This is a genomic window from Brevundimonas sp. LM2 (assembly GCF_002002865.1).
In the GTDB taxonomy this organism is placed as follows: domain Bacteria; phylum Pseudomonadota; class Alphaproteobacteria; order Caulobacterales; family Caulobacteraceae; genus Brevundimonas.
This window is the reverse complement of record NZ_CP019508.1, coordinates 1,725,810-1,742,743: the sequence shown is the minus strand read 5'-3', so window position 1 is coordinate 1,742,743 and position 16,934 is coordinate 1,725,810. Positions and strand designations below refer to the sequence as shown.

Here is a 16,934-nt window from a genome sequence, read left to right as displayed (position 1 = left end):
AAGACGTGAACACCGGCTCATTCTGAACCGTCGAGGCGATCCTGGCAGGTTTTCAGGGCCTGGTTGAGATAGCGGCAGGCCATGGATTCCGACACTCCCAGCCGCTCGCCGATGATCCGTAGCGGTAGGCCCTCGATCCGGGCCCAAATCAGAGCCTGGCGCTGGACGCCCGGCAGATCGGCCACGGCGCGCCGGAGCTTGGCCAGCCGCTCGGCGTCGATCATTTGCTGGACCGCGCCGGGGGCCTCGCAGGCACGATCGGCGGCGGCGTCGAGTCCTTGAACCTGGGGGGCGGTTCTGCGGGCGCGGCCGCGATCGGCGAGGACGCTGCGGGCGACGCGGAACAGATAGGCGCGCCAGTCAGCGATGCCGGGCGGCTGGCGGGCGACGCGCAGGAAGACCTCCTGGCGCAGATCCTCGGCCGCGTCCGGATCTCGCACCCGGCCGCGCAGCCAGCGGGTGAGCTCGGGCCCGTGGTCGGCGGCGGCGGTCGCTAATGTTGAATGCGCGGTTTGGCTCGGAGCGCATGCGGCGGAGCGGGGGATGACGGGGAAGACGATCAGGTCGGCCGTCGGGCGTGACGTCGCCTCCGCCTCCCCGTCGTCTTCGCCGCGTTCCGCCGGTTCGCCGGTCATCCCGTCGCCCTTTCCGTCCCAAACGGCTTAACGGGTGGCGGTCGACCGGACCGCAACACGCGCAGACCCGATGTCTTCGCCACGGCCAATGTAGCGACAGGGGCCCTCACCGCTCGTGCAATCCGGACTGCCGAGAATACGTGGGCCGTTTGATTCGCGTCACCGCGGATCAGCGTACGACGATGAGACCCGGAAAATGCGAGACCGAGACATTCTCGGAGCGCTCCAGAGCGGCGAGCCACTGCTCGGTGCGGGTTAAATCGATCACGGCGTTGATCCGTTTGGCCCCGGCCCGGCGATTGAGCAGCACGATTTTCTTGTCCGAGAACCGGTCGAGCTCGGCCACCACATCGGCGACGCTCTGGTTCTCGAACACCAGCCGGCCGCGCGTCCAGGCGAGGGCCGTGGACGCATCCACCGCCCGCACCCCCCCCAAAGATGTCACCCCATAAACCACGCTGCGATCGGGGGTAAGAATGCGCGTGCTGGTGCCGGAACGCACCTCGACGCGGCCCCGGATGACGGTGACCTGGGTCATCCCTCCGGTCTTGCGCACACCGAAAGCGGTCCCGAGTACACGCACTTCGCCTGCGCCGGACTGAACCAGAAACGGCCGGGCGGGGTCGTGGATCACGTCAAACAGGGCCTCGCCGCGGTCCAATCGGACCCGCCGGACGCCGTCAGCGCCGATTTCGACGTCCAAGGCGGTATCGGGTCCGAGCGTCACCGTCGAGCCGTCGGCGAGGGTCTCGATTGCGCGCTCCCCTCCGCCCGTGGACAGGTCCGCGAAGGGCGTGAGGTTGCTGACCCCGGCCATGATCGCCAAGGCAAACAGCGAGGCCGCGACGGTGGCACCGCGAGGACCGATTCGATGGGTGATCGCGCGCCCGGCCTGGGCGACAAGCGAACCGCGGAGCCGTACACGCCGCGCTCCATCCGGTCCCGGCGTGAACTGGGCGCGTAGGCCGAGCGGCCTGTCCCTTTGCCCCGCCGCCGCGCGGGGCGTCTGGCCGGGACGGGCCCACGGTTGGGGGGGCTTGTCGAGTTCGGGCCCGATCGCGGTCCAAAGGTCGCGCGCGCGGACCAGCGCGGCGGCATGTCGGGGATCGGCGTCGCGCCAGGCGACGAAGGTCGCGCGCTCGTGAGCATCGGCCTCACCGGAGGTCAATCGCGCGACCCAGGCGAGCGCGACGTCATCGAGGTCCTCGTCAGAAGCGACGGGCGGATCTTGCTCGGTCATGTCGCCCTAACGGTTGAAACAGCTATGGGCCGCAAAGCCGGGATAATGCGATCGAGCCTGGCGCGATTCGGCCGGGGCCGAGCGAACGGTCAGCCCGCGTCCGACGCCGCCTCAGGACGAACGCGGTCCCGAGCGTGACGCAGGGCGGCCGCGATCTCGAGTTCGACCGTCCGCACCGACAGGCCCCAGGCCGCAGCGATCTCGGCATAGCTTTCACCGAGGATGCGGCTACGACGGAGCATGTCTCGACGGCGGGGGGTGAGCTCGGCCAAGGCCGCCTCGACGTGGCGCACCTCCTGACGACGTCCGGTCAGGGTCTCCGGGCTTTCGACGGTCGGCTCGTAAAGCACGGCCAGCCCCTCGAGCAGTCGGGCACGGTTCTGATTGTTTTTGACATCGTCCAGGCCGGCGTTGGCGGCCATGCGGAGCATATAGCGTTTGGCCTCGACCGCATTCGGCAGGCGGTCGGCCAGACGCACCAGCTTGAAGTAGAGATCCTGTGTGAGGTCGGCGGCCCGCTCCGGGCAACGGACGCGATGGCGAATGCGGCGCTGCAGATCCGCGCGGGCCTGGATGAAGACCTGCTCCAGTTCCGCATGCGTGAGCGCGTCCGACATCGGTTCAGCTCGCCAAGCTTCGACGCGGCCGCCCCGCGCGAGACCTAAAGTGCCATCGGTCTCCCAAGGCGGCAACCGTGCGTTTTGTGACGATTGCGCGAAGCCCAGGCCCGCAACCGATCAGATTTGCTCACTTTTTGTCGCCCTGCCGCCCTGTTGAACCCGTTCGCCGAGTCCTCGTTGTGGACCGTAACGCCTGGCTCAACGCCGACGACTAAGGAAGAACTCGACCGGCACGGTCAGGGTGATGCGGTCGCCCTCGATTTCAGCGGGCGGGGCGGGCAAGGGGCTGGCGCGGCGAGCCAGGGCCAGAACCTCGCCGTCCAGGGCGGCATAGCCCCGGCTGCGGCGGACCCGGGCGTCGAGGACGCGCCCCGACCGGTCCAAGGTCAGCCGGACATAGACCACATCCTCTTGACCGGCGCGTTGAGCGGCGGCGGGATAGCGTTTGTTGCGTTCAAGCTGGGCCAGAACGCGCGCCTCCCAGGCCTGTTCGGCGTTCGAGGGCGCGGCCGCCGAGCGGCCGACCGCAGGGGCGGCCACCTGTTCAGACGGCGGCGCGGGCACGGCGGCTGGGGCCGTGGTGGCCTCAGCGCGCTCTTCGTCCTCGGGCCGTTCTTCCTCGGGCCGCTCCTGGCGCGCCGGCAGCACCACCGCCGCCTTGACCGGCAGGCTGATGGTCGGGATCGGCGGCAGTCGGTCGGGCTGGGGTTTGGGCTTGGGCGCGCTCTCCTGCTGCTCGGGCCCCGGTGGAGTCTCGCGATCAGGCAAGGGCGGGGCGGACGGCTCGAGCGAGACCTCGATGACAATGGCGGCCGGCGGCGACGCGGCCGGGGTTTCGAACACCAAGAGTCCCAGCAGGAGGGCCCCGACCACAGCGCCGTGGATCACCACAGATCCGACGCAGGCCCAAGCCCAGCGAAGTCTCTCGCTCGAGGACGGCGGCGGTGGGGGGGATGGCGGCGGCGGCGGCGCGGCGGCCCCGCGGCGCGTTCCGGTCCCGGCCCAGGGCCGCCCGTCGGACGGTGCGGCCTTTCGCGGCGGAGAGGGCGAGACGATGGTCATGCGATCGGTGCCGGCCCGTTCGAGGCCGGATCGTCCTGCAGGGCGACCAGGGCGACCTTGAGATAGCCGGCTTGGCGCAACTCATCCATCAGCTTCATAAGGTCGCCATAGTCCACGCTGTTGTCAGCGCGCAGGAAAACGCGAGCCCCTTTGTCACCCTTGGTCAGGGCGTCGAGATCGCGCGCCAAGGTGGCACGGTCGAGCACGGATTCATTCAGCGACACCGTCAGGTCGGACTGCAGGGTCAGATAAACCGGCTCCTGTTCGCGAGGCTGAACCTCGGCGCTGGAGATGGGCAGGTCCACCGGCACCTCCACCGTTACGAGCGGAGCCGCGATCATGAAGATGATCAACAACACCAGCATGACGTCGATGAAGGGCGTGACGTTGATCTCGTGGGTGACCTCGAGTTCGTCATCGGTGGAGCTGGGGCGGAGCGCCATGGGAGGCCTTCTAAGCTATGCGAACAGAAGCGGAGCCGTTCAACGCGAACCGGCCCCGACCTGGCGGCTGACCAGGACCGCGACGAGGGTCGAAGCGTCGCCGACCAAACGACGGTAGTCGGCCACCGAACGGGCGAAGCCGTTATAGATGACGACCGCCGGGATGGCGGCGACGAGCCCCAGGGCCGTCGCCAGCAGGGCTTCGGCGATGCCGGGCGCCACGACGGCCAGATTTGTGGTCTGGGTCTGGGAGATACCGATGAAGGCGTTCATGATGCCCCAGACGGTACCGAACAGGCCGATGAAGGGGCCTGCCGACGCGATGGTGGCCACGATATTGGTGCCCCGCATCATCTTCTGAACCGCCGCCACCTCAATCCTCTGCAGTCGAGCTTCGATACGGTCCTGGAGGCCCGTCACGTCGGCCCCGGCGGCGAGCTCGGCGCGGGCCACGGCGATCATGTCCCCAACCGGTCCATGGCCCGCCGCCTTCAAGGCGGCCAGGCGATCGGCCTCCGTCAGCGTTGCGAGGTCGGCCTTCAGGGCTCGCTTGGCGCTGGCCAGTTCGCCCGACTTGGCGATCCAAATGGTCCACGTCAGGAGGGAAGCGGCGACGAGCAGCAACATCACGGCCTGCACGATGGGATCGGCCTCGGCGAACATGCGCCAGACGGTCAAGTTCTCTGGCACGACGGGGGCCAGGGCCGAGCCCCCGCCCTCCGCCACAGCTGCAGTGACCAGCGGCGCCGTTGGCGCGGCCGGGAGGGTCGGGACGGCCGAGGTCGAAACGATGAACACGCGTAGGCTCCGGAACATAGGACGAAGGGGACGGACCAGGACGCGCGCCCTTGGCCTCAGGCGATGGATTGCCGGATTAACGGGCGGCCCCGGCGCGACCCGCAAGGCCGGCGTCGCGGGCGGCCACCGCATCGGGCTGGGCAGGCCGAACGCGGACCACGGCGAGACTGGCGTTGTCCTGTTTGGGATGGGCGCGGCGATCCACCAGGTCCAGCAGCTTGGCGGCGGCGGCCGAAGCGGTCGGGGCGTCGCCAACGGTGGCCGCGACCAGCGGCAGACTGAGGACATCCAGCCCGTCCGTGGCGAACAACAGGGTTTCGCCCGGACGCATCAGGTAGAGCTGGCCGGCGCCGTCGATGACGAGCCGTTTTCCGCCAATGCAGCTGGTCAGGCGGCCCTTTTCGTCCTGCTGTACTGTGGTCAGGCGCGCGATCCCGGCCTTGCCGTCGCAGCGATAGAGATGGCTGTCTCCAGCCGAGGCATAGGCGAAAACACCGCTGCGCGGCAGGATGACAGCGGCCGTCAACGTCGTGCACGGCCGTTTGCCGTCGGCCGACCAACCCTTGCCGAAGGCCGTCACGGCCGCGTGCGCCGTCTTGAACACGGCCGCCAACCAATCTCCGGCCTCAAGCGGGGTCGCGAAGTTCTGGACAAGGAAATTCTGATCCAGGGTATCGAGCGCCAATGCGGCCGCTTCCTCGCCGGCCGGATGACCGCCGACCCCGTCGGCCACGGCGACGAGAACAGCGTCGCGCACCCGGCGCACCAGCGCGCCGTCTTCCTGGCGCGGGCGCATGCCCTGGACCTGGTCGGCGTGAATGTCGAGCGCGTAGCGGGCGCGGCGGCTGGCGGTGCGGAGCGGCAGGGGCGAGGCGCTGACGATCATGTCGAAATCCCTTCCGGCGCTTGTGAACGTTGGAAGGAGAACGAACGGGAATCGTCTTGCCCGCAACGCGCTGACGACCCCGATCAAGGCAGAGCATCGCGCAAAAACGAACGTCGCTCGCCCGATACCGTCGAGGGTCGATCGCGGGTCACGTCCGGCCGCGCCGGATCGGCGAGCCGCTGATGCGGGTTTGGGGATTGGCCCGACCTTTGGACAAGGTCGGAGCGCGGGCGGAGCCACCAACTTTTACCTATTGTCGATTGCGGTTTTTCGCCGGTCAGGCGTTTTATGCCTATGTTGGGTTGTGTTGTTTGCATTCCGAGGCCCGATCATCGTGCTGGACTGGGAGCCGAGCGCTGATGGACGCCCGGTCCGACCGGATGGCGTTGGCGGCGGCGCGAGCCGGCAGTTTTCGCAGCGCGGCCAAGGCCTTGGGCTTGGACGCGGCCACCGTCAGCCGCACAGTGCGGTCGCTCGAAGACCAGCTCGGGGTGTCGTTGTTCGAGCGGCTGCCCAACGGGTTGCGCCCCACCGCCGCCGGGACCGCCTATCTGGCCGAGGCGGCGCGGCTGGTCGAGGACCTGGACCGGCTGGCCGACCGGGCCGCTGCCGCCGGGCGTGGGGAGACCGGATCGCTGCGCCTGGGGTTTCTCTGGTCCTTCGCCTCGGGGCCGGCAGCCCGACTGATCGCCGCGTTTCGCGCGGCCCATCCGCAGGTCACCTTGAGCTTGACGGAAGCGGGGGCGACCGGCTTGGCGGCCGCCCTGACGGCCGAGCGCCTGGATCTGATCCTGATCGCGCAAGCGACGGCTCCGACCGACGCGGGCCCGCTGCGGCGCCAGCCCCTGTGGCGTGAACGGCTGATGGTGGTGGCGCCCTTGGATGCCGGCCCAGGACCCACGACGAGCTGGGCCGACCTGGCCGGGCGGCCGCTGCTGTGTCGGTTGGACGATCCGGCGGCCGCCTTTTCCGCCTATGTCGCGGGCCTGGGCGGTCCGGTGCTGGATTTCCGGCCCCAGGACTGCGCCCTGACCAGCTTGCCGGGGCTGGTGGCCGCCGGCTTGGGTTGGGCCGTGCTGCCCGAGAGCGCGACCGAGGGGTTAGGGCCCGGCCTGAAGGCCACGCACCTGGCTGGCGACAGCGCCGTGATGACCGTCACGGCGCTGTGGCGTCCCGAGACCGACAACCCCGTGCTTGTCCGCTTTCTGGCCTTGGCCCGCCGCCTCAGTCGGCCTGGCTCCGACCCCGGGTGAAGCCGCGATCCGAGGCGATGAACCGGGCCAGCATGGGGGCGATCAGCCGCTGGGGCTCGACGGTTTGGCCGGTCTGGGCGGCAAAGGCCTCCGCATAGGCCACCAGGTCGCGGTGGAGCCGAGCCTCTAGCTCGATCGTCACCTTGACCGGCTTGTCGTCGTGCAGGGCGGTCAGCTTTAGCGGAGCGCGGCCAAGTGTCTTGGAGGCGGTCATCGCGTGATCTCCGACCGGGACTGCGGCGGCAAGACGAGGTCTCGGGTGACCAGGACGACCAAAGGGTGCCCGGGTCGAAGCGTCAGGGTCGGGGCGAGGTCCAGCTGACGTCCCACCGCCGCCTGGCCGACGCCGTTCCCCGTCTCTCCGAGCGCGCGACGCAGGGCCCGGGCGACCTCGGACTCCTCGCCGTTCCCGTCGTCTTCGGACAGGGCCGCGCCGAGGCCGAGCACGGTCGACAAGGTGGCGGTGGCAAACAACCTGCGCCAATGGCGGTCGACCCTGTCCTGCAAGCCCACGAATCCCTGGGCGTCCGCCCCCGGCTGGTCTTCCAGGGCGATGGAGCGGCCACCGGGCAGAATCATCCGGTTCCAGACCAGGCCGATCCGGCTCTGGCCGACGCTGGAGGCCTGGGCATAGGCCCCGATCAGCCGCGTCCCCTGGGGGATGAGCGCATGGCGACCGGTCGGGCTGTCATAGACGGTCTGGGTGACCTGGGCGATGACCGGGCCCGGCAGATCGGACCGCACCCCGGTGATCAGGGCGGCAGGGATCAGGGTTCCAGCCTGAAGCACATAGGGGGACGTTGGAGCCGAGAGGCCTCCCTCCCCTGTGAGGCCGTTCCTCGGAGACGGACCCGTCTCAGGAGCGGCCGATGGCGCGCCTCCGGCAGCCGCGAAAAAAAGCCCGCTCGTTCGGGCCGCGATCCGCGCCGTTTCCGCCGGGCTCGGGCCAGCCGAGGCGGCGACCGGGGCGGGCACGGCTGGCGGGACGTCGCCGATCCGGGGCGCGCTGCCTTCGGTTCCGGCCGCGACCATGGCGCCCCCCAGATCCCCAGGCAGGGGTGGACCGAGGTCCGGCACGCCTTGCGGCAAGTCACCATAGGTCCGCGGCAAACGGGTGATGGCTTCGCTCGGAGCGGTCGAGACGGGCTCGGCGTCGGACGGCCCGACGACCTGGTCCGGCTTGTCGGTCAGGGCGAAGGTCAGGGCGGCGGCCAGAGCCAGGCCAGCCGTCCCACCGAGAAGCATCAACGCCTTCTTCGAAAGACGAACGACGCGGGGCGGAGCGACGCGAAGGCGAAGCTGTTCCGTGAGAGCCTTATCTCTTGCGCGATCGCCCTTCGGGCTATTCGACGCCAGGCCTCCGGGGATGGACTCGAACTCACTCATCTCAGCGATCCCCCCGCACGATCTGCACGCGCACTTCGCCGGCGCGGTCGCCGAGACGCAGCTCGGCGCGGTCGAACAGCCGGTCGACGATCATCCAGCGGTCGCGAACCCGGTAGTTGACCAGTTCGGACCGCCCGCGCCGGCCGACCAGGAACAGAGGCGGGAGGTCGCGGGTGACGATATCGGGCGCGAACTCGATCACCGTCCGGACCCCGTCGTCCCAGGCGCGAAGGGGTCGCCAGGCCACGGCCGGTCCCTCGATCCGATAGCCGGCCTCGATCACCGGCGGCGGTGTCCAGGGCGGGACGGGCAGCGCAGCGCTCAAAGCGGCTTGGGCGGCCGCCGCCTCTTCGGCCGGAAAGCGCCAGGCCACGGCCGGCATGGGGTCCTGCGACCGAGACCGCAGCTCCAGCCGATAGGTGCGGCGGTCGGTGTTGAGGATCAAATTGGTGTGCAGGCCCGGCTCGGTCGGCTTGACAAGGACATGAACCTGAACCCCCGCCCCCGCCCCGCTGATGGTGTCGCCCAGGATCCAGCGGGCGGTATCGCCGGCGGCGATGGGCCCGGAGCCCACCAGCCGCTCGCCGGGTTGCAGAGCGAGGTCGGTGACCTGGCCGGGGGCGGTCCAAACCTGGAACAGAGCCCCGGGATCATAATCATAGACCTGAACCGCGCCGCGCCAGCCCGAGGCCGAGGGCTCCACACGGGCGAGCGCTATGGCTTCCGAGGGTGACAGGTCGTCCTCCGGGTGGGGCGACAAGGCCCGATAAGGCACGGCGGTGTCCGGGAGCGGTGGGAGCGGTGTCGGGGCGGACTGCGGGGCGTCGGCGAGCGGCGCGGTGACGATGGCCGGGGTAGGCAGCAACGCCGGAGCGGGCGCGGGTCGCGACAGGGCGCAGGCGGACAGGGCAGGAAGCACAAGAAGTATGGCTAGCCGGGTCATTGGTCGAGCTCCCGAGACCAGTCGAGGGCCGTGACATAGAGGCCCAAGGGATTGGCGCGGATCTGGTCGGGGGTGCGGGGGGGTTGGAGGACGACGGTGAGGATCGCGCTCCAGCGTTCGGTGCTGGCCAGGCCCCCATCAACATAGCGGCGCTCGGTCCAGGCGACGCGGAAGCTGTCGGGCGAGGCCCGGACCACACTGGAGACCTCGACCGAGACCTGGGCCCGCCCGACCTGGGCGAAGGGGTCCGACAACCGGGCCTGAGCGTTCAGGGCTTGGGCACCCTGGCCCGTCGTCAGGGCATAGGCGCGAAGCCATTGATCGCGCAGCACCACAGGATCGGCCGGCAAGGACCGTACCTCGCGAATCCAATCGGCCAGGCGGGCCGCGATCTGGGGGTCGGTGGGGCGGTAGCCCGCCGCCGCCGGCCCCACGGCTTGGACCCGGCCGAGGCGATCGACCTCGACCACCCAAGGGGTGACGCTGCCGCGGGCCGTGGTCCAGACGAGGCCGGCGGCCAGCCCGCCGGACAAGACCAGCGAGCTCAGGGCCGCAAGGCGCCAGTTGCGGGCCTGGACGCGGGCCGAGCCGATCCGGTCGTCCCAGGCTTGGGCCGCGCGCTGATAGGGGGTTTCGGGGGCCGGGGTCTGTCCGTAGCGGACACCGGCCCGTTTGAACGGGACCATCTAGTCGCTCTCCTTGAGGCTGACCTGGGCCGACCCGCCACTGTCGCCGGACCGCAGCGCATGGGCGGCGGCGGCGACCCCGTGGGACACGGCCTGATCTCTCTTCATCTGACGCGCCCAAGTCGGCGCGTCAGCTGAGGTCGTGGGGGTGGACGAGCCGGTGGGCGCATCGGTCGAGGGTCTTGAAGACCCCGTCGGCCCGGGGCTCGGACGGGTCTGGGGTTCGCCTTGTTTGGGGCTGGTGCCCGCCCCGCCGCTCGCGCTGGGCGACGACGGGCGGGGCCCGGAAGGGCCACCTTCGGGCGTGGGCCGGGCGGCGGCTGATGCGGCCGCGCCGCCCGCTGCACCACGCGCGCCGAGCCCGCCGACGGCCCCGGCGGCACCGGATACCCCCGCCGCCCCGGCCATGGCAAGGCCGGCGACGGCCGCCCCGGTGCCGACCGCGGCGCCCGCGCCGAGCTGGGGGGCGCCCGAGACGAGGCCGGTGGCGATGCCGGGGCCGAAGATGCCCAGGCCCAGGAGCGCGAGCGCTCCGAGCGCCAGGGCCAGGACCTCTTCCAGGGTCGGCTGGGCGGCAGAAAAATCTTGGACGAAGCCGTCCATCAGGGTCGAGCCGATGCCGACGATGACGGCCAGGACCAGGACCTTGACCCCGGAGGCCACGACATTGCCGAGCACCCGTTCGGCCAGGAAGGCGGTGTGACCCAAGAGGCCGAAGGGCACCAGGATAAAGCCGGCCAGGGTGGTGAGCTTGAACTCGATTAGGGTGACAAACAGCTGCACCGCCAGGACGAAGAAGGCGACGATAACGACCAGAAAGGCGGCGAGTAGGACGAGGATCTGGACAAGGTTTTCGAACACGCCCGGAAAACCCGACAGCTCCGAGGCCGCTTCCAGCAGGGGCCGCCCCGCCTCGATCCCGGCGCTGGCCAGTTTGCCGGGCCGCAGGAAGTCTTCGGCGGACAGGGTGCCGCCGCCGGCCTGAAGCCCCAGACCGGCAAACGAGCGGAAGACGATGTCGGCAAGCAGCTGAAAGTTGCCGATCAGAAAGGCGAATAGGCCAACGAACAGGGTCTTTTTGATCAGCCGGGCGAGGACGTCCTCGCCGTGGGACAGGCTCCAGAACAGGGCCGCCAGGGTCACGTCGATCGCGACCAGGGTGGTGGCGAGAAAGGCCACCTCCCCGCCCAAAAGCCCGAAGCCGGAATCGATGTATTGGCTGAAGACCTGGAAGAAGCGGTCGATGACGCCGGTATCGTTCACGATCCATCCCCCTTGCCGAAGAAGGCGTCGCGGCGGGCCTTCCAGGCGGCCTGGCAAACCGGGTCGGCGCCGCCGTCCACGCCGAGCGCCCGGCAGCGGTCGAGCTCGGCCGAGACGGTCGCGCGGGGTCGGTCGGAAGCCGCCGGACCGGCGGGCGGGGTTTGCACAGCGGCGGCCAGGGCTGCCAGGACCAGACCCGTGATCAACAGTCCGCCAGCCAGGGCGGCCCAGCCCTTGGCCGAGAGGGCGCGCAAGGCGGTCATGGCTCCGTCCCAGCACGGCCCATGAAGCGGGCGAAGCGTTCACGCGCCTCAGCCCGTTCGGCGGCACGATCGGCCTCGGCCAAGGCGCTGCTGCGCCCCTGCGCCGCCGTCAAGGCGGCGAGGTCGGCCAGCTGGCGCGCTTGGACGGCCAGCAGCTGATTGCCCGCCTGGGCCGCCTGGAGCGCGCCCTGGGCCCCCTGGCTGCGGTCGATCAGGGCCGCCATTTCCGAGCCCGTCACGCCGGTGGCTTGAACCACCTGGGCCTGGAGCTTCAAGGCGTCCTGCAGGGCCGCGACTTGGTCGGCCCAGCGGGCGCGGGCGCGCTCGATCAGGGCGCGATCGGGGGTGGCGGTGGTCGGGCCCGCGTAGTTTCCTTGCAAGAAGGCGGTCTCGATCCGGCCGACGTCATAGGCGAGGCCTTGGGCCTCGCCGAGCAGCTGCTGGGTGCGGGCGACTTGGGCGCGGAGGGTGTCGAGCGAGGAATAGGGCAGGCTCGCGAGATTACGGGCCTGGCCAATCAGCATCTGGGCTTCGTTTTGGAGCGAGGCGATCTGGTGGTTGACGGTCTCCAGGGCACGCGCGGCCTGGAGCACATTCTGGGCGTGGTTGGTGGGGTCATAGACAACCGCCTGGGCCTGCGCCCGGCCCAGGGTCTCGGACAGGGGCAGGACGGCGAGGCCGAGGCCCAGACCAGCGGCGAGGGCGAGGACAGGCAAGGACGGACGGCGGCTCATGGAACAGGCTCCGGGTTGAGGGCGGGCTCGGGGGTGGGGGCGTCGGCCAAGAGATCGGCGGCCCAGACCAGGCCGCGCCGGCGTAGCCAGGCGGCGGCGAACCCCTTCAGTCCCGCTTCGGCCCAGACGGCCGCGATCAGGGCCTGGTCGGATTTGCCGGAGGCTCCGCAGACGGCCAGGGCGACGGGGCCGAGGCCGAGATCGAACAGCCGGTCGCCCAGCCGAGACTGGAGGTAATAGTCCCGCTTGGGGGTGGCCTCGGCCAGCCGCTGGATCTGGCGGGCGTTCAGGCCGAAGCGGGCATAGACGGCCTGCAGGCGGGGCTCGCGGGCTCTGGGATTGGGCAGCAGGATGCGGGTCGGGCAGCTCTCGATCAGGGCGGGGGCCAGCGGGCTGGCGTCGATGTCGGCCAGGGACTGGGTGGCGAAGACCACCGAGGCGTTCTTCTTGCGCAGCGTCTTGAGCCAGACCTTGAGCTGGTCGGCGAAGGCCGGGTCGTCCAGCGCCAGCCAGCCCTCGTCGATCAGGACCAGGGTGGGGCGGCCGTCGAGCCGCGCCTCGATACGGTGGAACAGATAGGCCAGGACCGCCGGGGCAGCGGGCGCGCCGATCAGCCCCTCGGTCTCGAAGGTCTGGACCCCGGCGAGGCGCGCCGGATCGCCCAGCGTCTCCTGGTCGCCGTCCAGCAACCGGCCCCAGGGCCCGGCCAGGGTGTAGGGCTGGAGCGCGGCTTTCAAAGCCGCCGACTGCAGGAGAACGCCAAGGCCGGTCAGAGTGCGTTCTCCGATCGGGGCCGAGGCCAGGCTGGTCAGGGCCGACCACAGCAAGACCTTGAGGTCGGGGGTGACGGGGACGCCCTCGCGCCCGAACAGAGCCGCCAGCCAGTCCGCGGCCCAGGCCCGCTCTTCCGGGTCGCCGATCCGGGCCAGGGGTTGGAGCGAGACGGCGCGGTCGGTGTCCTCGTCACCCCCCTCCCCGCCGATCCCGAGATCGTGCCAGTCGCCGGCCATGCCCAGGGTGGCCGCCCGCAGACTGCCGCCGTAGTCGAAGGCGAAAACCTGGGCTCCCGGATAGCGGCGGAACTGCAGGGCCATGATCGCCAGCAGGACCGACTTGCCCGCGCCCGTCGGGCCAACCACCAGGGTGTGGCCGACGTCGCCGACATGGAGCGACCAGCGGAAGGGGGTCGAGCCGTCGGTAACCGCCTGCAGAAGCGGCGGGCCGGCCAGATGATCGTCCCGCTCTGGCCCGGCCCAGACGGCCGAGACTGGCAGGATGTGGGCCAGGTTCAGGGTCGAGAGCGGATAGGATCGGACATTGGCGTAGACCTGGCCCGGCAGGGTCCCCAGCCAGGCCTCGACCGCATTGACCGTCTCCACCTTGACGGTGAAGTCACGCCCCTGGAGGGTTTTTTCGATCAGCCGTCCTTGGGCGTCGGCCACGGTCGGGTCGGGATCGGACACCACGATCGTCGTGGTCACATAGGCGTAGCCCGCCAGGTCCGCGCCGAGATCCTGCAAGGCCCCGTCGGCGTCGGCCGCCTTGTTCTGCGCGTCGTTGTCGACCAGGGCGCTGGCCTCGTTGGTCATGACCTCCTTGACCAGGGCGAGGATGGATTTTCGCTTGGCGAACCATTGGCGGCGGACCTTGGCCAGAAGCTTGGTGGCCTCCGTCTTGCCCAGGCAGATCGCGCGCGTGGTCCAGCGATAGGGAAAGGCCAGACGGTTGAGCTCGTCCAGCAGACCTGGCCAGGTCGCGCCGGGAAAACCGGTGACGGTGAGGACGCGCAGATGGTGCGATCCCAGGCGCGGCGACAGCCCGCCGACCAGGTCCTGATCGGCCAGCAGGGCGTCCAGATACATGGGGGTTTCGGGCACGCCGACCCGGTGACGACGGTTGGAGATGGAGGCATGCAGCGCGGTCAGGGTCTCGGCGTCGTCGAGCCAGGCGAACTCGGCCAGGACCCCTTCGAGCAACGCCCCGAGCCGGTCGGTCCGGTCGACGAACCCCGCCAGCGCCTCTCGCCAATCAATCCCTCCGCGATCCTTGCCGTCATACAAAAAGGTCTCGACCCGGGCGCTCCGTTCCGCCGGAGGCATCCAGACCAGAGTCAGGGTGTAGTGGCTCTCGTAATGGACGCCGGCGTCCTGGAAGGCGGCACGGCGTTCGGCCTCGACGAGGGCCGAAATGCCATCCGGAAACTCGGACAGCGGATAGGCGGCGACCGGGTCGCGCCGGGCCTCGACGAAGACGGCCCAGCCTGATTCCAGCCGACGGAGCGCGCTGTTCAAGCGGGCGGCGGTGGCGACCCGTTCGGCGTCGGTGGCCGAGTCCAGATCTTGGCCCCGGAACCGGGCCGAGCGCTGGAAAGACCCGTCCTTGTTCAACACCACGCCGGGCGCGACCAAAGCGGCCCAGGGCAGATAGTCGGACAGGCTCTGCGCCTGGCGGCGGTATTCGCGGAGCGCCAGCATGTCAGGCCTCCATCCAGGCGGGATAGCGCAGGTGACGGCGGACCACCTCGACGAAGAGCGGATCCTGCCGCGCGGCCCAGACCGCCGCCGCATGACCCACGAGCCACAGGACCAAGCCGACGAGCCAGAGCCGCAGACCGAGACCGAGGGCCGCGGCCAGGGTGCCGTTGAGGATGGCCAAGGAGCGGGGCGCCCCGGCCAGGAGCACAGGCTCGGTCAGGGCGCGATGCAGCGGCGCGACGAACCCCGCGACAGGACCCACCATCGGTTCGGGGGTGTCCATCAGACCAGGGCCCCGCCGCCGAAGGAGAAGAAGGTCAGAAAGAAGCTGGAGGCGGCGAAGGCGATCGAGAGGCCAAAGACGATCTGGATGAGTTTGCGCATCCCGCCCTGGCTCTCGCCAAAGGCCAGGGCCAGGCCCGTGGTGATGATGACGAGGACGGCGACGATCTTGGCCACCGGCCCCTCGATCGATTCCAGGACCTGCTGCAGCGGGGCCTCCCAGGGCATGCCCGACCCCGCGGCCTCGGCGGCGGGGGACAGGACGAGGGCGGCACCGAGGCCCACGGCGAGCGCGGCGAACGCGCGACGGCGCGGCGAGACGGGAAGGAACGACAAACGAACCATGGGGCAGAACTCCGGGTGTGGGGGTGAGGATCAGAGAGAGGCGAGGCGGTAGGCGCCGGTGGCGTCGAGGCCCTCCACGGCGACCAGTTCGCTCAGGCGGCGGGCCGCGCCCCGACCGGACAGGACGGCCAGGACATCGACGGTGTCGGCGATCAGAGCGCGGGGCACGACGGGGACGGCCTCTTGGACCAGCTGTTCGAGCCGGTGGAGGGCGCCGCGGGCCGAGCCGGCATGGAGGGTGCCGAGGCCCCCGGGGTGGCCGGTGCCCCAGGCCTTGAGCAGATCGAGCGCCTCGGCCCCGCGCACCTCGCCGATGGGGATCCGGTCGGGGCGCAGCCGCAGGGCCGAACGGACCAGGTCGCGCAGACTGGCCGCCCCGTCCTGGGTGCGCAGGGCCACCAGATTGGGGGCGCGGCACTGGAGCTCACGGGTGTCCTCGATCAGCACCACCCGATCGTCGGTCTGGGCGACCACGGCCAGCAGGGCATTGACCAAGGTGGTCTTGCCGGTGGAGGTGCCGCCCGCGACCAGGATGTTCTTCCTGGACCGCACCGCCTGTTCGAGCGCCTCGGCCTGGCCCGTCGTCAGCACAGCCGAGGCGACATAGTCGGCCAAGGTGAAGACGGCGACGGCGGGTTTGCGGATCGCGAAGCTGGGCGCGGCGACCACCGGGGGCAGCAGACCTTCGAAGCGTTCGCCGCCCTCAGGCAATTCGGCGGACAGACGCGGGGCCCCGGCATGGACTTCGACCCCCACATGGTGGGCGACGAGGCGGACGATCCGCTCCCCATCGGCGGCGGACAAGGTCTGGCCGGTCGGCTCCAGACCGCTGGACAGCCGGTCGAGCCAGAGCCGGCCGTCGGGGTTGAGCATGACCTCGACCACATCGGCCTGGTCGAGCCAGGCGGCGATGGCGGGCCCGAGCGCGGTCCGCAGCATGCGCGCACCCCGGGCAGCGGTTTCAATTCGTAGAGGCACGATCGTCACGGCCTGGCTCCGGTTTCAAGCCGCGCCAGCGCGGCTTGGAGAAGAGGACGTCGCGTTTCGGCGTCCGAGGAGCCGAGCAAGAAGGCTGGTTTTTCGGCCTTCGCAACAGAAGTCTGGGCGTAGTCGTGGGGCAGCGTGCGATGACTTGCGGACGGCGGTGGGGTCAGTCGTCGATGGACGGGTCCGAGGGGGCCGAGGCCGCCACGTCCAGGGCCAGGTCGCGGGTGAAGCGACGCGAAGAGGCCAGGCGGCGGCCCAGGGCCTCCAGGAAGTCGGCATAGCGGGCCTGTCCGCGCGCCCGGGCGGCGTCCTGGCCTGATTCGGGTGTGGGCGGGGTGACGGTCAGCCAGTGGCGGATGAACAGCGCCAGGGTTTCCAAGGCGATGCCCAAGTCACGTTCGGTCCGGTCGGCCTGGCGCGACAACCGGTCCAGGCGGCGCACCAGGACGGCCTCTGACCGTTCGGCCGTGTCGGGCGACAGAAAGGCGGCGATGGCGGCTTCGGCGACCAGGGAGCGCGACCGCCCGCGCCGGTCGGCGAAGGCCTCGAGCTGCGCCAACAGGTCCGGCTCGAGATAGATCGACAGCTGGATCTTCTTCACAGACGTTCCTTTCTTCGAGCCTGATCCGGTCCG

The 16,934-nt window shown here is 70.3% G+C and carries 20 protein-coding genes; 1 reads left to right on the top strand and 19 read right to left on the bottom strand.

Annotation, left to right across the window (positions count from 1 at the left end):
• Positions 1-17: 17 nt before the first annotated feature.
• The 7 genes from BZG35_RS08570 to BZG35_RS08540 all read right to left on the bottom strand — a co-directional run bounded on the left by BZG35_RS08570 (position 18) and on the right by BZG35_RS08540 (position 5,684).
• Positions 18-635 (bottom strand): RNA polymerase sigma factor, encoded by a 618-nt coding sequence (locus BZG35_RS08570; RefSeq protein ID WP_077355268.1) that lies wholly within the window; start codon positions 633-635, stop codon positions 18-20.
• A 169-nt stretch (positions 636-804) separates the two neighbouring features.
• Positions 805-1,875 carry a FecR domain-containing protein gene (locus BZG35_RS08565; RefSeq protein ID WP_077355267.1) on the bottom strand — a complete coding sequence of 357 codons (1,071 nt, stop codon included), beginning with the start codon at positions 1,873-1,875 and terminating at the stop codon, positions 805-807.
• An 89-nt stretch (positions 1,876-1,964) separates the two neighbouring features.
• Complete coding sequence (locus BZG35_RS08560; RefSeq protein WP_077355266.1) at positions 1,965-2,492, bottom strand: RNA polymerase sigma factor; 528 nt, start codon at positions 2,490-2,492, stop codon at positions 1,965-1,967.
• A gap of 201 nt (positions 2,493-2,693) precedes the next feature.
• On the bottom strand, positions 2,694-3,383 hold the full coding sequence (locus tag BZG35_RS08555) for an energy transducer TonB (protein WP_171981917.1): 690 nt from the start codon (positions 3,381-3,383) through the stop codon (positions 2,694-2,696).
• A 170-nt stretch (positions 3,384-3,553) separates the two neighbouring features.
• The gene (gene exbD, locus BZG35_RS08550; protein ID WP_077355264.1) at positions 3,554-4,000 is read right to left on the bottom strand and encodes a TonB system transport protein ExbD; all 447 of its coding nucleotides are present in this window, start codon (positions 3,998-4,000) and stop codon (positions 3,554-3,556) included.
• 39 nt (positions 4,001-4,039) lie between these two features.
• Entirely contained in the window at positions 4,040-4,798 is a 759-nt protein-coding gene (gene exbB, locus BZG35_RS08545) for a tonB-system energizer ExbB (protein ID WP_216351897.1), read from the bottom strand.
• Positions 4,799-4,874: 76 nt separating this feature from the next.
• Complete coding sequence (locus BZG35_RS08540) at positions 4,875-5,684, bottom strand: PP2C family serine/threonine-protein phosphatase (protein ID WP_077355262.1); 810 nt, start codon at positions 5,682-5,684, stop codon at positions 4,875-4,877.
• A 359-nt stretch (positions 5,685-6,043) separates the two neighbouring features.
• Between BZG35_RS08540 and BZG35_RS08535 the strand changes: the two genes are divergently transcribed.
• Entirely contained in the window at positions 6,044-6,937 is an 894-nt protein-coding gene (locus BZG35_RS08535) for a LysR family transcriptional regulator (protein WP_171981916.1), read from the top strand.
• Here the strand turns inward: BZG35_RS08535 and BZG35_RS08530 are convergent.
• From BZG35_RS08530 to BZG35_RS08475, 12 genes are all read right to left on the bottom strand, one after another.
• On the bottom strand, positions 6,909-7,151 hold the full coding sequence (locus BZG35_RS08530) for a DUF2274 domain-containing protein (RefSeq protein ID WP_077355260.1): 243 nt from the start codon (positions 7,149-7,151) through the stop codon (positions 6,909-6,911). The genes BZG35_RS08535 and BZG35_RS08530 overlap by 29 nt on opposite strands.
• A complete protein-coding gene (locus tag BZG35_RS08525) occupies positions 7,148-8,182 on the bottom strand; it encodes a TrbI/VirB10 family protein (RefSeq protein WP_253189318.1) in 1,035 nt (344 codons plus the stop codon). Before BZG35_RS08525 ends, BZG35_RS08530 begins: the two co-directional genes overlap by 4 nt.
• Before the next feature lie 142 nt (positions 8,183-8,324).
• Positions 8,325-9,266, bottom strand: a complete 942-nt coding sequence (gene trbG / locus BZG35_RS08520; RefSeq protein WP_077355258.1) for a P-type conjugative transfer protein TrbG — start codon at positions 9,264-9,266, stop codon at positions 8,325-8,327.
• Positions 9,263-9,952, bottom strand: coding sequence for a conjugal transfer protein TrbF (gene trbF, locus BZG35_RS08515; RefSeq protein ID WP_077355257.1), 690 nt, complete (start codon positions 9,950-9,952; stop codon positions 9,263-9,265). Before trbF ends, trbG begins: the two co-directional genes overlap by 4 nt.
• The gene (gene trbL, locus BZG35_RS08510) at positions 9,953-11,215 is read right to left on the bottom strand and encodes a P-type conjugative transfer protein TrbL (protein WP_077355256.1); all 1,263 of its coding nucleotides are present in this window, start codon (positions 11,213-11,215) and stop codon (positions 9,953-9,955) included.
• Positions 11,212-11,478, bottom strand: coding sequence for a putative entry exclusion protein TrbK-alt (gene trbK-alt / locus BZG35_RS08505; RefSeq protein ID WP_077355255.1), 267 nt, complete (start codon positions 11,476-11,478; stop codon positions 11,212-11,214). Before trbK-alt ends, trbL begins: the two co-directional genes overlap by 4 nt.
• A complete protein-coding gene (trbJ, locus tag BZG35_RS08500) occupies positions 11,475-12,212 on the bottom strand; it encodes a P-type conjugative transfer protein TrbJ (protein ID WP_077355254.1) in 738 nt (245 codons plus the stop codon). Before trbJ ends, trbK-alt begins: the two co-directional genes overlap by 4 nt.
• On the bottom strand, positions 12,209-14,686 hold the full coding sequence (gene trbE, locus BZG35_RS08495) for a conjugal transfer protein TrbE (protein WP_077355253.1): 2,478 nt from the start codon (positions 14,684-14,686) through the stop codon (positions 12,209-12,211). The genes trbJ and trbE overlap by 4 nt, the downstream gene beginning before the upstream one ends.
• 1 nt (position 14,687) lies before the next feature.
• Positions 14,688-14,969 carry a VirB3 family type IV secretion system protein gene (locus BZG35_RS08490; protein WP_253189317.1) on the bottom strand — a complete coding sequence of 94 codons (282 nt, stop codon included), beginning with the start codon at positions 14,967-14,969 and terminating at the stop codon, positions 14,688-14,690.
• Complete coding sequence (locus BZG35_RS08485) at positions 14,969-15,313, bottom strand: TrbC/VirB2 family protein (protein WP_077355251.1); 345 nt, start codon at positions 15,311-15,313, stop codon at positions 14,969-14,971. The genes BZG35_RS08490 and BZG35_RS08485 overlap by 1 nt, the downstream gene beginning before the upstream one ends.
• Before the next feature lie 30 nt (positions 15,314-15,343).
• Positions 15,344-16,252: a P-type conjugative transfer ATPase TrbB gene (trbB, locus tag BZG35_RS08480; protein WP_077355250.1), complete on the bottom strand. Its 909-nt coding sequence runs from the start codon at positions 16,250-16,252 to the stop codon at positions 15,344-15,346.
• Positions 16,253-16,463: 211 nt separating this feature from the next.
• The gene (locus tag BZG35_RS08475; protein ID WP_077355249.1) at positions 16,464-16,901 is read right to left on the bottom strand and encodes a CopG family transcriptional regulator; all 438 of its coding nucleotides are present in this window, start codon (positions 16,899-16,901) and stop codon (positions 16,464-16,466) included.
• Positions 16,902-16,934: the final 33 nt, after the last annotated feature.

What these genes read in the sequence shown, in the direction of transcription:
- BZG35_RS08565 (WP_077355267.1), bottom strand. Translation starts at nt 1,875, where the DNA reads ATGACCGAGCAAGATCCGCCCGTCGCTTCTGACGAGGACCTCGATGAC.
- BZG35_RS08540 (WP_077355262.1), bottom strand. Translation starts at nt 5,684, where the DNA reads ATGATCGTCAGCGCCTCGCCCCTGCCGCTCCGCACCGCCAGCCGCCGC.
- BZG35_RS08530 (WP_077355260.1), bottom strand. Translation starts at nt 7,151, where the DNA reads ATGACCGCCTCCAAGACACTTGGCCGCGCTCCGCTAAAGCTGACCGCC.
- trbF (WP_077355257.1), bottom strand. Translation starts at nt 9,952, where the DNA reads ATGGTCCCGTTCAAACGGGCCGGTGTCCGCTACGGACAGACCCCGGCC.
- BZG35_RS08535 (WP_171981916.1), top strand. Translation starts at nt 6,044, where the DNA reads ATGGACGCCCGGTCCGACCGGATGGCGTTGGCGGCGGCGCGAGCCGGC.
- exbD (WP_077355264.1), bottom strand. Translation starts at nt 4,000, where the DNA reads ATGGCGCTCCGCCCCAGCTCCACCGATGACGAACTCGAGGTCACCCAC.
- BZG35_RS08560 (WP_077355266.1), bottom strand. Translation starts at nt 2,492, where the DNA reads ATGTCGGACGCGCTCACGCATGCGGAACTGGAGCAGGTCTTCATCCAG.
- trbJ (WP_077355254.1), bottom strand. Translation starts at nt 12,212, where the DNA reads ATGAGCCGCCGTCCGTCCTTGCCTGTCCTCGCCCTCGCCGCTGGTCTG.
- trbG (WP_077355258.1), bottom strand. Translation starts at nt 9,266, where the DNA reads ATGACCCGGCTAGCCATACTTCTTGTGCTTCCTGCCCTGTCCGCCTGC.
- trbE (WP_077355253.1), bottom strand. Translation starts at nt 14,686, where the DNA reads ATGCTGGCGCTCCGCGAATACCGCCGCCAGGCGCAGAGCCTGTCCGAC.
- BZG35_RS08485 (WP_077355251.1), bottom strand. Translation starts at nt 15,313, where the DNA reads ATGGTTCGTTTGTCGTTCCTTCCCGTCTCGCCGCGCCGTCGCGCGTTC.
- BZG35_RS08490 (WP_253189317.1), bottom strand. Translation starts at nt 14,969, where the DNA reads ATGGACACCCCCGAACCGATGGTGGGTCCTGTCGCGGGGTTCGTCGCG.
- BZG35_RS08570 (WP_077355268.1), bottom strand. Translation starts at nt 635, where the DNA reads ATGACCGGCGAACCGGCGGAACGCGGCGAAGACGACGGGGAGGCGGAG.
- trbB (WP_077355250.1), bottom strand. Translation starts at nt 16,252, where the DNA reads ATGCTGCGGACCGCGCTCGGGCCCGCCATCGCCGCCTGGCTCGACCAG.
- trbK-alt (WP_077355255.1), bottom strand. Translation starts at nt 11,478, where the DNA reads ATGACCGCCTTGCGCGCCCTCTCGGCCAAGGGCTGGGCCGCCCTGGCT.
- BZG35_RS08525 (WP_253189318.1), bottom strand. Translation starts at nt 8,182, where the DNA reads ATGCTTCTCGGTGGGACGGCTGGCCTGGCTCTGGCCGCCGCCCTGACC.